Below are 22,113 nucleotides of genomic sequence, written 5' to 3'. Positions count from 1 at the left end.
AAAAGAAATTAAATAACCTGAGTCCATATAAATATAGAACTCAGGTTGCTTAGTTGCGCTTTTTAAATACTGTCTACTTGACAGGGGTCACTGCACTTGTAGGCTCTTTCTTTTCCCTTACTTTTTACGACGTACGACAAAAACACACGTACCCACCGAAGATACAATCGCTAAAACTGATAAGATAATTGCTATTGTTGATATATTACTTGTACCTTCATTTTTTTCCACACTAGATACTTCACCATGTTCTCCAGTTAATGACGTACCTTTTGCAATTGTAGTAAGCGAATGTGGTTTTTCAGCTTTCTCATCGCCTGTCCATTCAACAATTTCTCCGTCTTTATATTGTTGATATGCATCCCAAGCTATTTTTTGCTCTTTATCTGGATTTTTAGCGACGAAAGTAAATCGCTGAAACTGACCAGGTAAAATTCCTTCTCCTGTTGCTTCCCATACTACAGTTTTAACTTTTCCAGCTGTATCTTTTTGCTCTGCCACTTTCCACCCTGACACTGGTTCATACTGTTGAAACTCAACTCCAGACGGTATTTTTAGTGTGACTTTTGTAGTTGCCATATTCTTTTCAACAGGTACCTTTATTGTGTAAGTCTCCCAAGAGCTAACGTCAGAAGTTGCTGGTTTTACAGTTACATGAGCACTAACAGGTAACGAGAAAATTCCCATTGCAATTATTGTTGCTATCATTGTTGTTCCTAATTTTTTTATACGCTTCATTTTCTATTAACTCCTTTTCATCTGTAACGTCTCTTTATCCCGCTATTTGTGGGCAGTAAGACTCCCACCTCAAAATTCAGCTGGAGCAAAGAAGTTAGGTGGGAGTCGGGCTGCCCGTAAAAGCCCGATTGGTTCAACTAATAATCAGTGGGGGATGAAGAATCCCCCACTGATTAAAGTTTCACTTTATCTGCCACCTACAATAAATTTATAATCTGTATCGAAGCTATCAAGAGATTTTGTTAATCCATGAACATGTATATTCCAGCTTCCTGTCATGTTAATATACATTCCTTCCGCTTCATATTCTCCCGGTGAAACTGCCGAAACTTTAAATGAACCTTTGCCCATATTCATATCTAACGATTGAGTAGTCAATATAATTTGTTCCATATCAGTAACAGGCTGCCCATTCTCACCCTTCAAAGTAATATGAAATGTATTTTGTCCTACCTTATTAGGACTTACATGTAAAGTAATTTCATATCCATTATCTAATTGTTTACTCTCTGTAAAAGGCCCAGTAGGAGGCATCGGCGGTGTTTGTACGTTTGTCATAAAAGCTACGATTACGAAAACGATAATTCCAATGATAAACTCCACTTTCACCGTAGCTCCTAATCTTTGCTGCGCTCGCATTCTCCCTTTCACATAATGAATAATTCCCAATATCCCCATACAAACGAATAAAATTATCTTTGCTAATAAGGCCAATCCATACTTCGTATCAAATAGGGAATGGATCGTGGGAATAAAAAATGTACTGTTAAAAAGACCCGTAAATAAAATCACTATGACAGCACCTGTTGCCCACGGTGAAAAACGTTTAATAGCAGCCCAATACATAGTCCACTTATCATCCTCTTTACGTAAAAGAAGAATAATCGATGATAGACCACCAATCCATAATGAAGCTGCAAATAAATGTAGAAAATCCATAACGACAGCAATTTCTTTAAACTTTAATCCATATGCATGACTATTGAAGGCTTTCATAACAAGTAACCCAGTAAACAATAGTATTGGAATGCTCCATACTTTAAACGAAGAAAACTTCTCACGTTTCACCGCAAAGTATGTAACAATTATAAGCATACTAATAAGAGCCATTTGAGTTATCCATACATAACCAAAAACAGATAGCTGTAATGTTTCTTTTAATAATAAAGGATCAAATGCCTCTAGCCACGAAACATCAGCATTTATTTTCGCTTGCAATGGTAGATTAAATAGTAAACTAATGAATATCCCCAATAATGATATCCATATTATTCTCTTACTTCTTGATTGAACTTCTATTGCATTCCCTTTATACATAATAAGATTAAAGAATAGAACGCCTAAAAATAGTGAGAAACTTGTATATAGAACCCCACGTTCCATAATCATATCGAGTTGTGGAACATAGCCCATCTCTTCTACTTGTACATCGTCTGTTCCCGCTTCTGCTGACCCAATACGGAATGGAATAACTCCTTGAATTGGATGTCCATCAGCTGAAATAACTTTCCACTGAATAGAGTAGAGACCGTTTTTGAGATTCTCTTTTAACCCTGCTTCTAATATTTTTTTATTGCTTTTATCAATATGCGCATTTTTTAAATCTACTCTTTTACCTGAGGTATCTCGTACAAACAATGTATTAAAATGTGAAACTTGTATATCCTCATCGAATTCAATTTTCACAACAGTTGGTGCTTTCTTCAACGTTTCATTTTCAGCAGGGTTTGACTTCACAACATACGCATGAGCAGATGTGCTTTTTGGTATTAATATGATAAACACACATGCTATTAATAGCCATGCCCCTAACCTTCTCATTACTTTCACACTCATTTCACTTCTTTCTTCTTCATCGCTACACTTTCATTACTTTAACTTTCCAATTTTGATTCTCCGGAAAAACATTAACCTGATTAAGTATAAGCTTTTATACAATATGACTCTTTATTTCTCTCTCACCTCTAAACTTCCAATATAATAGTAACTACCTTCATATATATAACTTATGTTTTTAAAGCTGATTGTTATTATAACACAAAATATATTTATGTAAGTTTCCAAAGAAGAAAAGTTCTCGTGAATCATTTGTGAAGAAAATGTGAAATAGCAAATACATAAATAAAAAGGCGTTACGTTATTACGTAACACCTTTTAAAAAAATATCCTTCTTTTATTTCTCTTCTGGATAATCACAATACTCAATAATCGTTCCTTCTGTATCCGCTGGGTTAAGATAAATTAATCTTCTACCGTGCTTATTCATTCGAAGTGTATGTTCTAACGTTCGAATCCCCTGTTCTTTTAACTCTTCTAAAGCTACATCTAAATCATCGACACGGTACGCAACGTGATGAACGCCTTTCCCTTTTTGTTTTATAAATCGGGCAATTGGTGATGTTGTATTATTCGTCGGTGCAAGTAGTTCAATTCTATCACCAGCTACTTCCATAATAGCGACTTCGCTTTCAACGCCAGGTGCTTCACTTACGTAACGATCTATTAATTTTCCTGATAGAACTTGTTTATAAAAACGTATCGTACTATCTATATCACGAACTGCGATTCCGATATGATCAATTGTTTTTTTCATTTTATTTCCCCTAATACTTTATTTTTGCTCATTATTAATAGTAACAAAAAAAGTTATAGAAACAAGTTCTATAACTTTTTTATTTAACCTATTTTCTTATCCGCTCTAGTTGCTGTTTGAACTTGATTTTTCACTTTTAAAACGCTAATGCCATATCCGATAAATCCACCGATAATTGCCGGGAAGATCCACCCTAACCCTACTTCTTGCATCGGAAGGAATTTCGTGAACACTTGGTTTACTACTTCAATGTTAACTCCAGCTGCACTTAATCCGTCAAATAAGCTGATGATAAACGTTACGATTAAGCTCACTTGATAAACTTCGGCTCTTCCCTTGAATAACGCGTGGAAGAATGTTAAGAAAATCAACACGATTGCTAGTGGATAAATTGCTGTTAATACTGGAACAGAAACTGCGATTAATTGCGTTAATCCCACATTTGCAACAATAGCACTAAACACACATAACGTAATTGCAATTACTTTGTAAGGAACTTTCGGGAATAACTTATGGAAGAATGAAGAACACGCTGATACAAGTCCCACACTAGTTGTTAAACAAGCAACTGTAATCATTAATCCTAATAATACTCCGCCATATGATCCGAAATAGTAGTTAGAAACTTTCGCTAATACTTCTCCGCCGTTTTCTAAATGTCCAAGCTTCGCAACACTTGAAGCTCCCATATAAGAAAGTGCTGTGTAAATAATTGCTAAAATAGATGCTGCGATGATTGTCGCTTTTGCACAAACGACCATAATTTGTGATTTCGTTTTCGCACCTTTTTCTTTAATTGCATTAATGATGATAATCCCGAATACGAATGATGCAAGCGTGTCCATTGTTAAGTAACCTTCTTGGAATCCTTTGAAAAATGCATGTGATGTATAAGCTTCAACTGGTGCTTGCATATCTCCAATCGGATGAATAAAAGCAACGATTACTAAAATCCCAATGAATGTTAACTTAATTGGCGTCAAGATTTTTCCAACAATATCGACAATTTTCGCAGGATTTAGCGAAAAAAAACAAGTGATACTAAAGAATATAATTGTAAAAAGAATTAACGGTGTAGAACCTACTCCCTCTGGCATAAACGGCTTAAGACCAATTTCATAAGAAACATTTCCTGTTCTTGGTATTGCAAATAACGGACCAATCGCTAAGTATAAAACTGTTGTAAACACAATTCCGAATACTGGGTGAGCACGACTTGCTAATGACTGTAAATCATCTTTACCCGAAATCCCAAATGCTAATACGCCTAGTAATGGTAAACCCACTCCTGTTACTAAAAATCCAGCGTTAGCAATCCATACATTTTCTCCTGCCGATTGACCAAGCATCGCTGGAAAAATTAAATTTCCTGCTCCAAAAAATAGTGCAAATAACATTAATCCAATAACTACTATGAACGAAAACGGTACTTTATTCGCCATAATATAACCTCCATTCAAATTTCCTTATCTCATTTTCCAATTTTAACTAATTGAATTTTCTGAATATTTAATTTAAGTATCAATTATTCTTGAACTCATTATAGTTTGATATATAATATTTTGCAATACTATTTTCAAACTTTTCATTTATTTTATAAATATACATTTTTTAACATAGAAAATAGACTAAAAAACCAACATGGTCATCCATGTTGGTTTTTCCATTTACTCTTATTAATTAAAATTTTGCAGCTACTTTTTTAACCTTTTCTAAACCTTCTTCAACAATTTGTTGTGAGCGATCTGGATATTGATTGTGTCCTTCAATTACAACTGTCTCTGGATTTGTAATTCCCCAGAATCCAAGCACAGTTGTTACATAATTAACCGCCATTTCCATAGGAGCCATTTGTTCTGAAGAGTAATCTGAACCGCGAGCACCTAATACAACTACCTTCTTATCACCAGCTAAACCTTCTGGACCATTAGCTGTATATTTAAATGTTTTTCCAGCTTGAGAAAGATATGAAATATAAGTAACTAAAGGCGCTGGTACTGTGAAGTTCCATAATGGGAACGCAAATACAACTTTATCAGCCTCTAAAAACTGATTTAAATATTGATCTACTGTAGCAACGGCCTTCTCTTCTTCAGCTGTTAACTCCATTCCTTGACTACGTTTATATCCGCCTGAAATAGCGATATTTCCGTAATAAGGAAGATCTAATGCAAATAAATCTAACTCCGTAATTTCTGTATTTGGATTCGCTTCTTTATAAGTACTTACAAATGTTTCATACATTTTTGAACTAATTGCTTGCTCCGCTGGACGATCGTTTGCTTTTACTAATAATACTTTTGACATAACTTTATTCTCCTCTACTTTCGTATTTTCTTCTTTTTTACCAAATAATGAGCTAAATAATCCCATTTCCTTCACCTAGGCTTTCTTTTCATATTCATTATTCATCATCATAAAAATTCTTATTCTAATAAAAAGTTCCAATAGATACCTTTAATTAAGCTACCCAAAACTTTTTGTTATTTAATTACCTTATGTAAGTGAGTATATTACATCCACTTACTTTAGTCAAGTAACTTTTTAAAGATAAATAAATCTCGGATTGAAGATAATAAAAAAGATATTTCATCCGTCGAAATAGTAAATACGAAAACACGTAAGAGAAATACCTTGTATAATACAACTAGAGAGGGAAATTCATCTATAGAGAGGATTAATTAATGAGTACTTTAGAAAAGATTCAAACCTTTATCATTCTTGCAGCTGTTATATTCGGGGTTATATTAGGACAATTTAATATGGTACATATGTATTCGGAAAAATTTATTGTCCCCTTCTTATTTTTAATGCTTTACGGATTATTCCTCAGCATTCCATTAAAGGATATAAAAAATGGATTCCGCAACTTAAAATTTGCTGGAACAAGCCTTGGTATTAACTTTATATGGACACCTTTTCTTGCTTGGGGATTAGGCGCGTTATTTCTTTCAAATCACCCAGCACTTTGGGTTGGCTTTATTATGTTAATGGTTACTCCATGTACAGACTGGTATTTAATTTTCACAGAGATCGCGAAAGGTAACGTCGCATTATCTACATCAATTCTACCGGTAAATTTAATTTTACAAGTATTATTGCTACCTGTTTATTTACTTTTATTTGCAGGTGTAATGAAAACTGTAGAGATTTCTGTTTTAGTAGAAAGCATCGTTATCGTACTTGTTTTACCATTTGTCTTAGCACATAGTACAAAATGGATAATGAGTAAACTAAAAAAGAAAAATGTATTAGAAGAAAAGCTAATTCCATTTTTCAGCTCTGCTCAAATTGTATTTTTAAGTTTAGCAATATTAGCGATGTTTGCCTCACAAGGTAAATATTTACTACAAAATATGAATATTGTTTTATTATTACTCATTCCTGTTCTATTGTTCTTCATTATTAATTTTTTACTAGGACAATTTATCGGGCGCATCCTGCATTTATCTTATAAAGATACAGTAAGTTTAAGCTTAACAACATTAGCAAGAAACTCTCCTGTTGCGCTCGCTATTGCTGTGACTGCTTTTCCAGATGAGCCTCTAATTGCACTTGCACTCGTTATTGGACCGTTGATTGAGTTGCCTGTTCTTGCTTGTGTTTCACAAGTGTTGTTGCTTATTAAGAAAAAACGACAATACGCATAATAAAAAACGTCCTACTTTGAGACGTTTTTTATTGTCGTGAAATTATATCAATGTAAAATTGAATTATCGCCTCTTACTCATTAATAAAAATGAAATAACTGAAACTAAAAACGTAATAATACCAATTATAATAAATATAATGGAAGCTGAAATTGACTCTAAGGAATACCCCGTTATTGCAATTCCAACTGGAGTAGATACTAATAATAACGAATTTAAAAAACCGAAAAACCTTCCTTGCACTTCATTTGGAATTAACTTTCTATACAGTACTCCAAAATATACATTACTTACTCCATATACTAGCACTGTACCCTTCCTTCTACTCATATATTATTTTCTTGCATTATATTATGCCTTCTAGTTTAAACACCCGCTTTTTAACTTTCGTAATGAAAATAAGCCTTTTATACAACTCTGTATAAAAGGCTGCATAATATCAGCTCTAAAGATTTTATACGTTATAGAAGATTGACTTTTCGTTACATTAACAGATCCTTTCTAATTAAAAATTATAGGAAAAGTAAATATAACGAAAGCTGCCCAAAGTCCGTAGATTGGCAAATACTTCGTAACGGCATCTTGGATAGTTGAAGGTCCGGATTTATTTTGTAGAAAACGCATATAGGAGAGCATAATCCAAATTAGATTTGCCCAGATAAGTATGTTTACTCCTAAAACAGCAAGTCTATTAGGCGTAATCCCATAAGAAGAAAGTCTGAACACGATGGCTGACAAAGCCACACTGTCAACGATAAGCGCAAGAACAATTAAGGCAAAATTTATATAATCTGAAATGTTCTTTTTCTCGTCTGAGTCGCTCTCGATAATAGAGAATATGGTAACGGCCAATACACCAAGGAGTATTCCGTTGAAGACTATCAGGAAATTGCGGTCCAAAAATGGATTTTTTCCGACCCACATAACCGTTATAAGATAGATCAACAATGTGATTAGGACGAGAGGACTAAAAATTTTAGCTATATATGGTGTAATATTCTTAGCAAGTTTAAGATTCATTGATACCAGGTATGCAGCCACAATAGCGAGAGCGGCAGCACCAAATAAAACAACATTACTAAAATAGAAGTCTCCTATATCCAAGTCAACAAAGCTAAATAACCGCATGGTGAATACTGCTAGTATCATTCCGCTAACTGCCATACTGGCGTAGAGAATACAATATTCCAAATTAAATTTAATATAAGCTAATCTTGTACTGCCTTTTGAATATTCATTTCCTGTAAATGCAAGCCCTACCAATACCCATAAGAATATAGGAAAGTGTAAATAAGCAAGGATAATACTGTCTTTATAATTTAATGGCAGCATATTAAGATAAAACCCAGAAATCAGGAACAATGCTGCAAGGGAATAAATAACACTTTTTTTCGGAGTATTATTGTAAACAAAATAGGCAGCAATAAAAGGAATTATACCAAAAGCCAAGTTAATTGGAGCAATTACTTCCTGTTCAACAAAATGGAAAATCACCCTAGTGCTTATTCCGGCCAGAATGGCTAAAATGCTCATAAATAAGAAACCTTTTTGAAACAAAGATATTTTTTCTGTATTTGCCTTCTCCTTGAAATACAATCTTTCATACCATGCACCAAGAACCTGAGAATCAGGGTTTTGGTCCCACGCTTGTGAGAATGACTTTTTAAAGGCTTTCGGGTCTTTTCTATACATTCTCTCCAACTCATGAGGGTTATCAATATTTTCAATAATCAAATTGTTAATACCCATAGTTATACCTCCTCTAATTTTAAAAACAACGTTGTTACCTTTTCCATAAAAAGCACCTCGCTTATTTATTATGATTTTGATTTTAATATAAAATTTATTGTTTCACAATAAATTTTTATTATTTAAGGTGATGTTTTTATTGTATTTTTTCGTTCCAAGCAAAACAAAAAGCATTTCTCATTCGAAGAGATGCACTATAACTTTTTATAAACATCAGCGTAAGATACTTTCAGTTGTTCTCTTCATTGCTTGTTTTCATTTTCTAATTCCTTATTTTTCCTTTATATAAAAGAAATGATCAAAATGATATAATCTTCCTATTTAATACCATCTTTTCAAACAATTATTTTAAATAATTTTTAATATTAGTACACAAAAGTCTGTAATTATAAAATAAAAAAGCATGACATAGATTGTCATGCTTTTTTTATTCGTTAATTCTCAAACACAAAATTAATCTTATTATCTTTCCACTCTAACTTCGCATCAAACGTTTTCTCACCCTTTTTAAATCCTTTAATTAAATCGGTCTTCTCACCTTTTAATAGCTTCGTCATATTCTTTTGCGAAATTGTTTTACTTAGTATCTTTTTTGAAATAGTAAAATCACATTGTGTTGTATTGTAATTAGAACAACCATAAAACGTAGATTTATCAATTACATCGCCATCACATTTTTTACAGCTACCAACCTTTTTACCTGTTGTAAATTTCGATCCTTTTCGTTCAATCGATTCAACATGTAATCCAGTGAAATCCCACTTCTCAGACATTTCCACCGCGTCTTCAATAATTTTAGCTGATAACTTTTTCGTTTGTTCCATAAATGTAGCTGGTGATGCTGTACCTTCTCCAATTTCCGCAAGACGTTGTTCCCATTTTGCAGTCATTTCCGGTGAAGCTAGTATTTTATCACCGATTGCTGTAATTAATACTTTTCCCTTATCAGTTGCATATACTTGGTTCTTCTTCACATCTATATATTTACGATCCTTCAGCATCGTAATAATACCAGCACGAGTCGCTTCAGTACCTAAACCTTCTGTTTTCTTTAATACTTTCTCCAGCTCTTCATTTTCTAAATACTTACCGGCTGTTTTCATTAACGTAATAAGTTGTCCTTCTGTATAACGCTTTGGTGGCTGTGTTTTTCCTTCTTTCACTTTCACCTTTACAACTTTTCCTTGTTCACCTTCTGCGACGATTGGAAGAATCGTTTCATCATCTTTATCATCTTGGAAAATAACTTTACGCCATCCTTCTTGAATTTGCTGTTTTCCTTTTGAAACGAATTCAGCACGTTCATCTACAAGCGTAATGATTGTTGTATAGTCAAAGATTGCAACTTCATAGTGAGCTGCAATAAGTCTTCTTACGATCATATCGTAAATTTTCTTTTCATCACCTGATAATCTGCTTGGATTTGTAACTTGCTCTGTCGGAATAATTGCGTAGTGATCTGTTACTTTCTTTTCATTCACATAACGCTTATTATTCAAAATCGATTCAACTGGAGCTGGTAATAAACCTTTATATTCATCAAACTGACTTAACTTCTGTAAAATATCAGGAAACGTCGCTGCTTCTCCTTGAGTAACATAGTTTGAATCTGAACGAGGATAAGAGACAATCCCTTTTTGATATAATGCTTGCGTTATATCAAGCGTCTTTTTCGGTGAAAACTTAAAGGCTTTATTTGCCGTTGCTTGTAGTGATGATAAGTTAAATAAAAGCGGTGGCTGAAATTCTTTTCGCTCCGTTTTCATTTCTTTCACTTCTGCTGGTTTCCCTTGACAAAAAGCCGCAATTTTATTCGCCATATCAGGGTCCTTTAAGCGGGATTCATTATCCTTCTCCCATTTCCCCTCATATTTCTTTCCTTCAATATTAAAGGTTGCGAACACTTCCCAAAACGGCTCTGACTTAAAGCTTTCAATTTCTTTCTCACGCTTTACGATCAATGCTAATGTTGGTGTTTGTACACGACCGGCGGAAAATACATCGTTCATTCCCTTTTTCTTTAGCAAAATACTAAACACACGCGATGCATTCATACCAACAACCCAGTCAGCGCAAGATCTTGTATATGCTTCGTAATACGTATTAATCGTATCCGTTTCATCCAGTAAGTTTTTAAATCCTTGATAAATAGCTTGTTTCGTTAAAGATGAAATCCAAAGACGTTTCATCGGCTTTTGCACGTTGCAAAGATTAATAATGTTTCGTACGATTAATTCCCCTTCGCGCCCAGCATCGCCCGCGTGAATAATTTCTGTTACCTGAGGATTATGTAACAGCTGTTTCACAACGTTAAATTGCTTATACTTTGACTTTGTTACTTCAAATTGAAAACGTTCTGGAATCATTGGTAATGTATCAAGTGACCATTTTTTCCACTCTGCGTGATAATGTTCTGGATTACATAACTGCGTCAAATGACCAATTGCCCATGTACAGTACGCTCCATTTGGAAATAACTCATTCGCTTCTACTTCTAAATATCCATCTTTCCGACGATATTTAAATTGTGAAACAAGAGCCAAACCTTGATCTGGTTTCTCGGCAATAATTAATTTCATTTTATAACTCCCTATCTGTATTCCAGTGTTACTTTCATTGTCTATATATTTAGAAGTGATGATAAAACAACCATCTTATTTATCATTCGCGGTTTGTCTCACAAATGTGAGACCTATAATATTATACGCTTATTCTTTATGGCTTCACAATAGAAACTCATTATTTAACACTTTCTTTCACATGCTCACAATTAAAAAAGACGCCTCAAAAAATCAAGCGCCTCCTTGCTTACATTTATGAAATTGTGCAGATAATTTGCAGATATAAATAAGCATAATTACTCTCTATTTAAACATAGGATGGAGTGAACGATAAGACAGGGAGGTATCATATTGTTTGCTTATACATTAACTGCCTTAACACTTTGTTGCATCTCGATTATTACTACATCATATATTTCTAAACGCAAGGGTACCCTAATGGAGTATACGGTATACGGTATTCATTATGTCTTTTAGTATGAGTATCGGTTTAAGTATAGGTTTTTATTTAGGTATTCTCCTTAAAGGAGAATTACTATATTCTACTTTGCTTGCTATTTTGATTAGTGGTTTTATCGGTTTTTTAGTCGGTCTTCGTTTTCATCTATATACTGCCTTAGAAGGAATGTTCTCTGGATTAATGGCAAGTATGATGGGAGCAATGATTACAGAAATGCTAAATGGTCAACAAGCTCATAGTATACTGTTCATTAGCCTCTTACTTACGATAACGATAACTATGTCATGTATGATTCAGCTTTTATCAGAAACCTTCTCTACTTATATCCACCGACGTTTTTTATTATTACTTTCAATTAGCATAGTAATCATTGTTTCTGTATTCGTAACATTCCCCGATCATATACCTCCACCTTCCTCTGAGCACAATCATCATATGCATTAACGCTAACGATTAAAATGCATAAAGCAGTTATCCATAAGATAACTGCTTTATATTCCTTTCAACTACGTGAATATTATATTATTCTGGCTTATTAGGAATATTAGGGTTTGGAACATAATCAGATTTGTAATCTGTATATTTTACTTCTGTTACCATCCCTGCTGAAGCATGGTGTAGATCATGACAGTGGAACATCCACTCACCTGGATTGTCTGCTACAAAGGCTACTTCATATTCTTCTCCTGGTTTCAAGTTCAATGTATCTTTAACAATTGGAGAACCTTCTATCGGTTTTCCATCTTTACTTAATACTTGGAAGAAATGACCGTGCAAATGCATCGGGTGATCGTCTGCTTTCGAACGATTTACTAATTTGACTTTTACTAAGTCACCCTTTTTCACTGGAATTTGATCAATATCCGGGAATACTTTTCCGTTAATTGTATATACCATTTCATTTCCATTCATTTGCGTATTCAAGTCCATATTATATGTGGCAGTATACTGTTGGTCTAACGTGAAACCACTTAATTTTTTCGCACCATATTTCGTCATATCTAATTTTGGTAGTTTTTCTTTTTCATTTGCTTTATCTTTCATCTCTTTACTACCTTCATATTCAATAATCGCTTTCATTCCTTTTGCACCTTTATCTGCCGAATGGTCTTCAACATACCATTTCCCAGGATTGTTAGCAGTGAATTCAACATCATAACGTTCACCCGGTGCAACTGAAATTACTTTGTCCTTTATAACTTTTGGATCATTAATTGGTTGACCATCTGTGGCAATTACTTTTATGTCATGACCGTGAACGTGGATATTGTGTGATAGGTAACCAGCATTAACTAGTCGAAGTCGAACTTTATCTCCCTTACTCACTTTTAGCGGCTCTACTAAATTACCGCTTTTACCATTGATTGTGAATAAGTCATACATGCTCATATCATGACCTTCCATCTTCATATTCCCATGATCCATTCCTGCCATATTGCCAGAGTCTTTTTTATCACCGTCCATGTTCATACCAGAATGGTCCATGCCCTTCATATCATCATTTTTTTTCGTATTTTCATTATCCATACTAGATTTTTTACTGCCTGCTTTTTCTATTTTCCATTTTGTCATTTCTTTTACTTGCTTATCAATTTCTTCTTTATCTGTAACCCATTCATCCAACATTAATGTGTAATCTTTATCATACTTTTCATTTGGATCTTCTACAATGAAAGCACCATATAAACCTCTATCTAGTTGATTTACAGAATCTTGATGCGAATGATACCAATATGTTCCTGGTACGTTCGCTTCAAATTCATAGGTAAAACTTTTTCCAGGTTCAACCGCATCTTGTGTCACACCTGGAATTCCATCCATATTATTTGGAACAGGATACCCATGCCAATGAATAGATACTGGTGCAGATAGTTCATTTTTTAATGTCACTTTAACCTTTTCACCTTTTTTCACCCTAATTTCTGGGCCCGGGGATGAACCATTAAATGCCCAGACCGGAACAATAACACCATTACTCAGCTTTTGCTTCTCTTCTTTCGCTACTAAAGTAATTTCTGGTCCTTTTACAACTTTAAGTGGTTTTATAGCGGTTTCAGTCTGTGCTGTTTTTTTATCATTCATATTTTTATGATCCTTTGTTGTATTTATGGCCGAAGAACATGCAGCAATTAAAGATATTACGGCGACTATAACTGTTGTTAATACAAATCTCTTCATGGAAAATTCCCCCTTTTTCTTTTTCAAAATCATTATAGAAGATGATTTTCAAGAAAATATGGAGATGTAATTAGAAATTACGTATTAAACAGACATTTCTCTTACGCTTATAAAAGATAATTCTTATATTATGTAGAAGAGAATGAAGTAAACTATTAGTAATAAAAAAAGACATTTCCATTATACGAATATAATATAATAGGAATGACTTTTTTATTATTTATTTAAGTTTAGATTCAAGTTTATTATACGTCACTGTCCTTTACTCTGCTTTTATGTTCGGTATTTCATGTATTATGATGACAGTGATGACATTTGGTTTAAACCAACTTCCTCTTTCTATGTTTCGTCATGTTACTGCAGAGGCGAATATTTTAGGTATGCAAGATGCTTTCCTTGTAACGGCTGTATTAGCAGTTCTCGTATTTATTATGACGTTATTTCTAAATAAGAAAAAAGTAACTAAAATGCTCTTCACAAAAAAACGTAGGTTTGTGTATAATAAGAACTAATGTTCTTTCTCGGAAGACACTAAACCTAAATTACACTCATATATCAAAAAGAAGAGGATTGATATACTATGAAAATTGATAGACCAAAAATTTCACCAGAGTTATCTTCAAGGAATTTTCAAGATATTTTTTATGAAGAAGACCCAACATTAGAAATGTGTGAAATTATCGAATCCACTTTCGAAAATGAATCTGTAGATAGAGTGCGATTATATGATGCAGTGATAAAGAATTGTAAGTTCACTAATACAGACTTTAGCAATATTGATATCACAGATGTTTGTTTTGAAAACTGCGATTTATCAAATGTTAATTTAAGCAATTCTTCTGTTCACAGAGTTGAGTTTAAAAATAGTAAATTAATCGGCGTTAATTTTACAGAATCTAGCTTAGGGAATGTTAATTTTGAGAATTCCATTTTGAATTTAGCGGCATTTGGAAATTCTAAGCTTGAAAAAATTATATTTAATGAAACTTCATTAAATAATGCAGATTTTTTTGACTGTAAACTAAAAAAAGTTGAATTCCAATTATGTAGCCTTGACGAAGCTAATTTTGATCAAACATCACTGAAGGGGATAGATATTAGTTCTTCTAATTTTGATACACTTACAGTTTCAGTGAACGATTTAAGAGGATGTAAAGTCTCAACATATCAAGCTGTTCAGTTTGCAACTTTATTGGGATTAGTAATTAAAGATTAGTATTTCGAAGGTAGCACAGAACTCTATCCCGAATCATGGACTTTTTTTAGTGTCCACGATTCGAGGTAAAGTTCAAATAAAGTGAAACTTTAATCAGTGGGGGTTTTGTCCATCCCCCACTGATTATTAGTTGAACCAATCGGGCTTTTACGGGCAGTTGATCTCCCACCTAACTTCTTTGCTCCAACCGAATTTTGAGGTGGGAGTTTTACTGCCCGTTAATGCGGGATAAATTAGTGGTTACCTTTTTTCTTATTATTTAACTACGGCCTGATTTCCCTTTATATGTTCATTATTTTCGCTCATAAACTCTTCTATTTCTTCAACTGTTCTAATAATATCTTTTGACAAGTTTTCATATCCGTCCTTCGTGACAAGAATATCATCTTCTATACGAATTCCAATTGATTCTTCTTCAATATATAGACCTGGTTCAATCGTAATGACCATACCTTCTTCTAATACTCTATCTTTGTATGTTCCTACATCATGCGTATCTAAACCAAGGAAGTGGCTGACACCATGATAATAATATTTAGATAATTCCTCGTCTTCTTGAATTAAACCAATTGCTTTACACTCTTCTGCTAGCACTTTTTTTGTATGCTCATTTAATGCAGCAAATTTTATACCTGGCTTAATAAGTTCCGTTGTTTCTTTCAATGCTTTTAACACGATATTATATATTTGTTTTTGACGACTAGAGAATGTTCCGCTTGCTGGGAATGTATAACTAATATCAGCATTATAGTAGTCTTTTTGAGCACCTAAATCGAGCAGTACTAAATCACCTTGCCCCACTTTTGCATCGTTATTTTCATAATGCAGCACAGTAGCATTTTTACCACTCGCCAAAATTGTATGAAACGCATGATATTTAATGCCAGATGATTTCAGCGTGAAATCAAAATGAGCTTCTAATTCATATTCCACCATATCCGCTTTCGCATGCTTCAACACATTATAAATACCCTCTTTAGTTACAGCAATAGCTTCTTTTATGATTTCAATTTCTTCTTCTGTTTTAAACACTCTTAATTCACAAATGTTCGGATAAACATTTCCGATTGTAATGTGAGGATATTGTTCTCTTACATGTTTAGCAAACGCTAAAGTTTTCGTCTCTGTACCCTTCCACTCACGAAGTTCCAAGTCTAAATTCACATGTTTCACATTTTCTACGAAAAGTGTATTTGCCATTGTCTTTTCAAAACTATCTATATATACAATTTTCTTTATACCTGATAGTTTCTCCGCTTCTTCTTTAGAAACTGTTTTTCCAACCCACTTTTCAAGCACTGGATCTGATTTTTCAATGAAAAGAGTTTCTTCTACACTATTTCCAAACTTTTTCAACATGAAAATAACATTTGGTTCATCGATTCCCGTTAAGTAATAAAAATTTCGATTCGGCACAAATTTATAATGTGCATCAGCTGACATATGAGGTGCCTGCCCAGCAAATAAAATAGTAATAGATTCATCAGGCAATGTTTTCGTTAATCGTTCTCTATTTTGAGCAAAAAATGTTGATTTCATAATAATCCCCCTAACGTTCTATGTATGCATTTAAAGCTAATTGTCCTCTGTTATTTATTTTATTATTGTTATAATTTTTCGTCAATTTTTAATCTTTTTAGATCATGTTGACATAATAAAATTTACGAGTTAAAATAACTATAAATTAGTAAGTAACTAATTTAAATTAAAATAAGAGGTGAACAAGATGAATAACATTTTATTCCGCATTAATGAATTATCAAAAAAAGAAAAAACTTTAGGGTTAAGTAATGAAGAAAAACAAGAACAACAAATGTTAAGAACAAACTATACGAAAGTATTTCGTGGAAGCTTAGATTCCATTTTATTAAATACAAAAATTGTCGATCCAAACGGTATCAATGTTACACCACTTGCATTACAAGATGCTCAAGATCGTTTAAAATTTAGTAAATGAGCTCCGCGCTAAAGAATTTCAATAAAACATAAAAAGAGCTGGCCTTTTCAGAATGAAATTCCAGCTCTTTTTATATTTAATATTGTTGTTTTTGCAATTTAACATACGAGCGATACATAGCAATTCTCCACGATACGATCATCGCAAAAGCGAGTAAGAAAAACATTCCACTTAATTGTGCTAAATCAAGCGATTGACTTAAATATGATTTTAATGCTACTCGCACAGCTAATAACCCCACTAAAATAAATATAAATGCTTTTGACGGTTTCATATATATTTGCTCACTTCTTATTTCAAACTTCGTTGTTTTAATAAGAAATATAGAGAAAATAAGTCCTACGGTAATTGCTTCTACTATCTCTAAAGATGTTAACCGAAACTCTGGTAAGAAGTACATCATTGCACCAGTACTCATAAAAAATGGTGGTAATATAATTTTCTTTTTCGTTACCGGTTTTTTTGCTGCTTTAAAACGTAGAAACATTACCCCAACAGCCATACAAACTGCTACGATACTTGATAAAAGTGCTACATTCATATTCCCCACTCCTACCTATTTAAAAGACTTTTTAAGCAAAATCATAAACCAAACGAGCCCGACACTTATAATGACATGAGCTAATCCAGCCATATGGCTTAAACCGTTAAAGTCTGTTCCATTCACTTGTAAAATCCCTCTAAATACCATTGTAGCGATAGTAAAAATTAATCCTACATTGTATACAATAAACCATGCGCGAAAGCTTTTTGTTTCTTGTATATGAAACACTTTAAATAAAGCGAAAGCGACTAAAAAGAATACGAATCCGAGCACCAATACGTGTGTATGCACTAATTGCAACATAGTGGATCCTTTAATTCCTTGTGCTTTTGTATACTCTCTTGCAAATACACCTGATAATAAACCAATAATTAAGTAAATGAATGCTGCATTATATAATTTCTTCATTATATTCCTCCTGCTGTAAACTTTCCATATTCGCTGCACTCATTTTACGCGAAGTTTATGAACGGAATATGAACGGAATATTACATTCTATTTTTGGAAATAAAAAAGCCATTCCACAATTACTAATTGCGAAATGGCTTTTCAACTTATTTTAAATCTTCAATTGAGAAAGCGCCTGGCAGTAACTGTTCAACAGTTACTTCTTTTTCATCACCTTTTACATTCGTTAGTAATACAGGCATTTTCGGATCACAAAATTCAGCAATAACTTGTCTACAAGCACCACATGGTGAAATAGGTCCATCAGTTTCTCCTGTAATGACTAAGTAGCTAAAGTCGCGCTCACCTTCTGATACGGCTTTAAATATTGCGGTTCTTTCTGCACAGTTACATAAACCGTAAGAAGCATTTTCTATATTACAACCAGTATAGATTTTACCTTCTTTCGTAACTAATGCTGCACCAACAGGAAATTTTGAATACGGAATATATGCTTTTGATAACATCTTATTTGCTTCTTCAATATATTTTTTCTTATCCATATTATTTCCTCCTCAAGGTAATGTAATTATGATTAATCCGTAATAACTGTATGAACTAATTTAGGTGCCACTGCTGTTTCAGAAATAGAAATGTTTTCATAAATTTTTGCTTTTACATCTTCTACATTTTCACGATTTGCGTATATCGTTACGAATGGTTCGCCTTCTTTTACTGCGTCGCCAACTTTTTTACGTAACATTAAACCTACAGCTAAATCGATTTCATCTTCCTTCGTTGCACGACCTGCACCAAGTAGCATAGCTGCGATACCGATTTCATCTGCAACAATGTTAGAAATAACACCTGACGTTTTTGCAGGTACATCAATTACATACTTCGCTTGTGGCATTTTTTCTGGATTGTCTACAATTGAGCTGTCTCCGCCTTGGTTGCTTAAGAACTCTTTAAACTTCTCAGTTGCTTTTCCATTTTTCATAACTTCAATTAACATTTCACGAGCTTCTTCTAACGTATTTGCTTTTTTCGCAAGTACAACCATTTGGCTTCCTAATACAAGTACTAATTCTGTTAAATCTTCTGGACCTTCACCTTTTAATGTATCAATCGCTTCTTTCACTTCTAGAGCATTACCAATTGCAAAACCAAGTGGTTGTGACATATCTGAAATAACAGCCATCGTTTGACGTCCAACATTATTTCCGATACGTACCATTGCATGAGCTAATTCTTTTGCATCTTCTTCTGTTTTCATAAATGCTCCAGCACCTGTTTTTACATCAAGTACGATCGCATCAGCACCAGCTGCAATTTTTTTACTCATAATTGAACTTGCAATTAGAGGAATCGAGTTTACTGTTCCTGTTACGTCACGTAGCGCATAAATCTTTTTATCTGCAGGTGTTAAGTTTCCAGTTTGTCCGATAACAGCTACTTTGTCACGGTTTACAATATCAATGAATTGCTCTTTCGTAATTTCAACATGGAATCCTTCTACCGCTTCTAATTTATCAATTGTTCCGCCTGTATGTCCTAAACCACGGCCAGACATTTTCGCAACCGGTACATCTAAAGCTGCCACTAATGGTCCTAATACTAATGTTGTTGTATCACCAACACCGCCAGTTGAATGTTTGTCTACTTTAATTCCTTCAATTGCTGATAAATCAATTGTTTCTCCAGATTCAACCATCGCCATCGTTAAATCAGCACGTTCACGATCTGTCATATCTTTAAAGAAAATTGCCATTGCAAGTGCACTCACTTGATAATCAGGAATACTTCCGTCTGTATAACCATTGATAAAGAATTTGATTTCTTCAGTTGTTAATTCTTTGCCGTCACGTTTTTTTGCAATAATATCTACCATTCTCATTGTAATCACCATTCCTTTTCATGTTATATGAAATCTATTAAAATAGTAAGCCAACAACCGTTGCTGATAAGAAGCTTACTAATGTTGCACCGAAAAGTAATTTCAAGCCAAATCTTGCGACTACATTTCCTTGTTTTTCATTTAAGCTTTTCACCGCTCCTGCAATAATTCCAATTGAAGAGAAGTTTGCAAATGAAACTAAGAATACAGATATAATCGCTGTCGTTCTATCTGAGAAATTAAAGTTTCCTTGTGCTAAATCTGTCATAGCGACAAATTCATTTGATACTAATTTTGTTGCCATAATATTTCCGGCATTAACTGCTTCATGCCAAGGTACACCCATAATAAATGCAAATGGTGCAAATACATAACCAAGAATTTCCTGGAATGAAATACCGATTACACCTTTAAATACTGCATTAATGAATGCGATAAGAGCAACGAAACCAATTAACATGGCTGCTACTGTAATCGCAACTTTAAATCCATCTATAATATATTCCCCTAATACTTCAAAGAAAGTCTTTTTCTCTTCTTCTTGTACTTCTAACATATCCTCTTCTTCAGTAACTTCATACGGGTTAATAATAGAAGCAATGATGAAACCACCAAATAAGTTAAGCACTAAAGCGGTTACAACATATTGCGGTTTTAATAACACCATATATGATCCAACAATAGACATTGAAACGGTAGACATTGCAGATGCACATAGTGTATACATTCTTTTCTCTGGCAATAATCCTAGTTGTTTCTTAACTGAAATAAACACTTCAGATTGTCCTAAAATCGCTGAAGCTACCGCGTTATATGATTCTAATTTCCCCATTCCATTTACTTTACTTAATGCTAGACCGATAGATTTCACAATAATAGGCAATACTTTAATATGTTGCAAAATACCGATTAAAGCTGATATAAACACGATTGGCATTAATACACCTAAAAAGAACGAAAACTCTTTTTGATTTACTAATCCACCAAATACGAAATTCACACCTTCAGCGGCATACTTTAGTAATTCTCCAAAACCATCTGCTATTCCGCTAATTAATATATTCCCTACGCTTGTATTTAATAATAAAAACCCCAAAATGAATTGTAATATAACCATCGTTATGATTGGACGATATTTGACTTTCTTTCTATCATTACTAGCAAGCCAAGCGATACCTAAAATCAATACGAGGCCTAAAACACCTATTAAATATTTCATAAGCCGTCTCCTCCCATTCGTATCCGCTTACATCTTTTTCAATTGTTAAAGCAATAGATACACTGTACTTTAAACGTGTATCTATTGCTCTTCACAATTTATCGATTAGTAGTTATCTGTAGCACCTTTTGCATCGTTTAATACGATTGCAACACTAGCACTCGCTCCAACGCGAGAAGCTCCAGCAGCCACCATTTTATCTGCATCTTCACGTGTACGAACTCCACCAGATGCTTTTACTCCAACATTTGGTCCAACTGTTTTACGCATTAATGCGATATCTTCAGCAGTTGCTCCACCAGTTGAGAATCCAGTTGAAGTTTTTACGAAATCAGCACCAGCTTTTACTGATAATTCACAAGCACGAACTTTTTCTTCATCTGTTAATAAACAAGTTTCAATGATTACTTTTACAAGAGCTTTTCCTTTTGCTGCTTGTACTACTTCATAAATGTCTTTTTCAACTAATTCGTTGTCGCCATCTTTTAAAGCACCTACGTTGATTACCATATCAACTTCAGTTGCACCTTTTGCGATAGCATCTTTTGTTTCGAATGCTTTTGTTTCAGTTGTGTTTGCTCCTAATGGAAAACCGATTACAGTACAAACGTCTACATCATGTCCAGCTAATTCGTCAGCCGCTAATTTTACCCATGTTGGATTAATACAAACAGAAGCGAATTTATATTCCTTTGCTTCTTCGATTACTTTCATAACATCTTCTTTTGTAGAATTAGGTTTTAAAATTGTATGGTCAATTAATTTTGCAATGTTCATTATCTTCACTCCTCATATCTTTTAACAACTTCATTCTAACTCTTAGTTGAACAAATGTAAATATACTTTTGAAATTTTGTTCATTCTTTTTTCGAAAGGAATTTTCTTGTAGTACATGAAGCACATTCTAACTAAGAAACAATTCATATACATCACAAGTTGAAATCAAAACTTTTATGTTAACACT

At 33.6% G+C, this 22,113-nt stretch carries 18 protein-coding genes and 3 pseudogenes; 5 read left to right on the top strand and 16 right to left on the bottom strand.

What is annotated here, in order from left to right:
• Positions 1–117: 117 nt before the first annotated feature.
• The 5 genes from ACQKNR_RS22790 to ACQKNR_RS22770 all read right to left on the bottom strand — a co-directional run bounded on the left by ACQKNR_RS22790 (position 118) and on the right by ACQKNR_RS22770 (position 5,704).
• The gene (locus ACQKNR_RS22790; protein WP_427320845.1) at positions 118–738 is read right to left on the bottom strand and encodes a YcnI family protein; all 621 of its coding nucleotides are present in this window, start codon (positions 736–738) and stop codon (positions 118–120) included.
• Positions 739–924: 186 nt separating this feature from the next.
• Positions 925–2,574 carry a copper resistance CopC/CopD family protein gene (locus ACQKNR_RS22785; RefSeq protein WP_427320843.1) on the bottom strand — a complete coding sequence of 550 codons (1,650 nt, stop codon included), beginning with the start codon at positions 2,572–2,574 and terminating at the stop codon, positions 925–927.
• Between the two features lie 337 nt (positions 2,575–2,911).
• The gene (locus ACQKNR_RS22780) at positions 2,912–3,331 is read right to left on the bottom strand and encodes a VOC family protein (protein ID WP_427320841.1); all 420 of its coding nucleotides are present in this window, start codon (positions 3,329–3,331) and stop codon (positions 2,912–2,914) included.
• Between the two features lie 83 nt (positions 3,332–3,414).
• Positions 3,415–4,773, bottom strand: coding sequence for a branched-chain amino acid transport system II carrier protein (gene brnQ, locus ACQKNR_RS22775; protein ID WP_427320839.1), 1,359 nt, complete (start codon positions 4,771–4,773; stop codon positions 3,415–3,417).
• A 238-nt stretch (positions 4,774–5,011) separates the two neighbouring features.
• A complete protein-coding gene (locus ACQKNR_RS22770) occupies positions 5,012–5,704 on the bottom strand; it encodes an FMN-dependent NADH-azoreductase (RefSeq protein WP_427320837.1) in 693 nt (230 codons plus the stop codon).
• A 311-nt stretch (positions 5,705–6,015) separates the two neighbouring features.
• On the opposite strand from ACQKNR_RS22770, the gene ACQKNR_RS22765 reads away from it, so the two are divergent.
• The gene (locus ACQKNR_RS22765; protein ID WP_427320835.1) at positions 6,016–6,981 is read left to right on the top strand and encodes an arsenic resistance protein; all 966 of its coding nucleotides are present in this window, start codon (positions 6,016–6,018) and stop codon (positions 6,979–6,981) included.
• 63 nt (positions 6,982–7,044) lie between these two features.
• On the opposite strand, the pseudogene ACQKNR_RS22760 reads toward ACQKNR_RS22765, so the two are convergent.
• From ACQKNR_RS22760 to topB, 3 genes and pseudogenes are all read right to left on the bottom strand, one after another.
• Positions 7,045–7,287: pseudogene (locus tag ACQKNR_RS22760) on the bottom strand (MFS transporter); the annotation flags it as partial.
• 195 nt (positions 7,288–7,482) lie between these two features.
• Complete coding sequence (locus ACQKNR_RS22755) at positions 7,483–8,730, bottom strand: DUF4153 domain-containing protein (protein WP_427320833.1); 1,248 nt, start codon at positions 8,728–8,730, stop codon at positions 7,483–7,485.
• 434 nt (positions 8,731–9,164) lie between these two features.
• Positions 9,165–11,309 carry a DNA topoisomerase III gene (gene topB, locus ACQKNR_RS22750; RefSeq protein ID WP_427320831.1) on the bottom strand — a complete coding sequence of 715 codons (2,145 nt, stop codon included), beginning with the start codon at positions 11,307–11,309 and terminating at the stop codon, positions 9,165–9,167.
• 333 nt (positions 11,310–11,642) lie between these two features.
• Here topB and ACQKNR_RS22745 point away from each other — a divergent pair.
• Positions 11,643–12,195 (top strand): annotated as a pseudogene (locus ACQKNR_RS22745) (hypothetical protein).
• 78 nt (positions 12,196–12,273) lie between these two features.
• Here ACQKNR_RS22745 and ACQKNR_RS22740 read toward each other — a convergent pair.
• Positions 12,274–13,929, bottom strand: coding sequence for a multicopper oxidase family protein (locus ACQKNR_RS22740; RefSeq protein ID WP_427320829.1), 1,656 nt, complete (start codon positions 13,927–13,929; stop codon positions 12,274–12,276).
• A gap of 308 nt (positions 13,930–14,237) precedes the next feature.
• Between ACQKNR_RS22740 and ACQKNR_RS22735 the strand changes: the two genes are divergently transcribed.
• Together ACQKNR_RS22735 and ACQKNR_RS22730 are read left to right on the top strand one after the other, a co-directional pair.
• Complete coding sequence (locus tag ACQKNR_RS22735) at positions 14,238–14,441, top strand: hypothetical protein (RefSeq protein WP_427320826.1); 204 nt, start codon at positions 14,238–14,240, stop codon at positions 14,439–14,441.
• Between the two features lie 68 nt (positions 14,442–14,509).
• Positions 14,510–15,145: a pentapeptide repeat-containing protein gene (locus tag ACQKNR_RS22730; protein ID WP_427320824.1), complete on the top strand. Its 636-nt coding sequence runs from the start codon at positions 14,510–14,512 to the stop codon at positions 15,143–15,145.
• A gap of 255 nt (positions 15,146–15,400) precedes the next feature.
• Here the strand turns inward: ACQKNR_RS22730 and ACQKNR_RS22725 are convergent, their stop codons facing one another.
• A complete protein-coding gene (locus ACQKNR_RS22725) occupies positions 15,401–16,684 on the bottom strand; it encodes an aminopeptidase P family protein (protein ID WP_427320822.1) in 1,284 nt (427 codons plus the stop codon).
• Between the two features lie 187 nt (positions 16,685–16,871).
• On the opposite strand from ACQKNR_RS22725, the gene ACQKNR_RS22720 reads away from it, so the two are divergent.
• Positions 16,872–17,102: a DUF896 domain-containing protein gene (locus tag ACQKNR_RS22720; RefSeq protein WP_427320820.1), complete on the top strand. Its 231-nt coding sequence runs from the start codon at positions 16,872–16,874 to the stop codon at positions 17,100–17,102.
• Positions 17,103–17,149: 47 nt separating this feature from the next.
• Here the strand turns inward: ACQKNR_RS22720 and ACQKNR_RS22715 are convergent.
• The 6 genes and pseudogenes from ACQKNR_RS22715 to deoC form a co-directional block, all read right to left on the bottom strand.
• Positions 17,150–17,643, bottom strand: a pseudogene (locus tag ACQKNR_RS22715) (CcdC family protein).
• A 15-nt stretch (positions 17,644–17,658) separates the two neighbouring features.
• Positions 17,659–18,054, bottom strand: a complete 396-nt coding sequence (locus ACQKNR_RS22710; RefSeq protein ID WP_427320818.1) for a DUF2871 domain-containing protein — start codon at positions 18,052–18,054, stop codon at positions 17,659–17,661.
• Positions 18,055–18,200: 146 nt separating this feature from the next.
• The gene (locus tag ACQKNR_RS22705; RefSeq protein ID WP_000358532.1) at positions 18,201–18,596 is read right to left on the bottom strand and encodes a cytidine deaminase; all 396 of its coding nucleotides are present in this window, start codon (positions 18,594–18,596) and stop codon (positions 18,201–18,203) included.
• A 32-nt stretch (positions 18,597–18,628) separates the two neighbouring features.
• The gene (locus tag ACQKNR_RS22700) at positions 18,629–19,930 is read right to left on the bottom strand and encodes a pyrimidine-nucleoside phosphorylase (RefSeq protein WP_427320816.1); all 1,302 of its coding nucleotides are present in this window, start codon (positions 19,928–19,930) and stop codon (positions 18,629–18,631) included.
• Positions 19,931–19,967: 37 nt separating this feature from the next.
• Positions 19,968–21,149 carry a NupC/NupG family nucleoside CNT transporter gene (locus ACQKNR_RS22695; RefSeq protein WP_427320814.1) on the bottom strand — a complete coding sequence of 394 codons (1,182 nt, stop codon included), beginning with the start codon at positions 21,147–21,149 and terminating at the stop codon, positions 19,968–19,970.
• Positions 21,150–21,254: 105 nt separating this feature from the next.
• Positions 21,255–21,926: a deoxyribose-phosphate aldolase gene (deoC, locus tag ACQKNR_RS22690; protein WP_427320812.1), complete on the bottom strand. Its 672-nt coding sequence runs from the start codon at positions 21,924–21,926 to the stop codon at positions 21,255–21,257.
• Positions 21,927–22,113: the final 187 nt, after the last annotated feature.

The organism is Bacillus sp. NPDC094077, from assembly GCF_050279465.1.
GTDB lineage: Bacteria > Bacillota > Bacilli > Bacillales > Bacillaceae_G > Bacillus_A.
Note: the sequence above shows the minus strand (reverse complement) of the source record. Positions and strands in the feature narration are given on the sequence as shown.

Bases quoted from the DNA above. Each gene is read 5' to 3' on its own strand.
- ACQKNR_RS22790 (WP_427320845.1), bottom strand. From the start codon at position 738: ATGAAGCGTATAAAAAAATTAGGAACAACAATGATAGCAACAATAATT.
- ACQKNR_RS22785 (WP_427320843.1), bottom strand. From the start codon at position 2,574: ATGAGTGTGAAAGTAATGAGAAGGTTAGGGGCATGGCTATTAATAGCA.
- ACQKNR_RS22780 (WP_427320841.1), bottom strand. From the start codon at position 3,331: ATGAAAAAAACAATTGATCATATCGGAATCGCAGTTCGTGATATAGAT.
- brnQ (WP_427320839.1), bottom strand. From the start codon at position 4,773: ATGGCGAATAAAGTACCGTTTTCGTTCATAGTAGTTATTGGATTAATG.
- ACQKNR_RS22770 (WP_427320837.1), bottom strand. From the start codon at position 5,704: ATGGGATTATTTAGCTCATTATTTGGTAAAAAAGAAGAAAATACGAAA.
- ACQKNR_RS22765 (WP_427320835.1), top strand. From the start codon at position 6,016: ATGAGTACTTTAGAAAAGATTCAAACCTTTATCATTCTTGCAGCTGTT.
- ACQKNR_RS22755 (WP_427320833.1), bottom strand. From the start codon at position 8,730: ATGGGTATTAACAATTTGATTATTGAAAATATTGATAACCCTCATGAG.
- topB (WP_427320831.1), bottom strand. From the start codon at position 11,309: ATGAAATTAATTATTGCCGAGAAACCAGATCAAGGTTTGGCTCTTGTT.
- ACQKNR_RS22740 (WP_427320829.1), bottom strand. From the start codon at position 13,929: ATGAAGAGATTTGTATTAACAACAGTTATAGTCGCCGTAATATCTTTA.
- ACQKNR_RS22735 (WP_427320826.1), top strand. From the start codon at position 14,238: ATGACATTTGGTTTAAACCAACTTCCTCTTTCTATGTTTCGTCATGTT.
- ACQKNR_RS22730 (WP_427320824.1), top strand. From the start codon at position 14,510: ATGAAAATTGATAGACCAAAAATTTCACCAGAGTTATCTTCAAGGAAT.
- ACQKNR_RS22725 (WP_427320822.1), bottom strand. From the start codon at position 16,684: ATGAAATCAACATTTTTTGCTCAAAATAGAGAACGATTAACGAAAACA.
- ACQKNR_RS22720 (WP_427320820.1), top strand. From the start codon at position 16,872: ATGAATAACATTTTATTCCGCATTAATGAATTATCAAAAAAAGAAAAA.
- ACQKNR_RS22710 (WP_427320818.1), bottom strand. From the start codon at position 18,054: ATGAAGAAATTATATAATGCAGCATTCATTTACTTAATTATTGGTTTA.
- ACQKNR_RS22705 (WP_000358532.1), bottom strand. From the start codon at position 18,596: ATGGATAAGAAAAAATATATTGAAGAAGCAAATAAGATGTTATCAAAA.
- ACQKNR_RS22700 (WP_427320816.1), bottom strand. From the start codon at position 19,930: ATGAGAATGGTAGATATTATTGCAAAAAAACGTGACGGCAAAGAATTA.
- ACQKNR_RS22695 (WP_427320814.1), bottom strand. From the start codon at position 21,149: ATGAAATATTTAATAGGTGTTTTAGGCCTCGTATTGATTTTAGGTATC.
- deoC (WP_427320812.1), bottom strand. From the start codon at position 21,926: ATGAACATTGCAAAATTAATTGACCATACAATTTTAAAACCTAATTCT.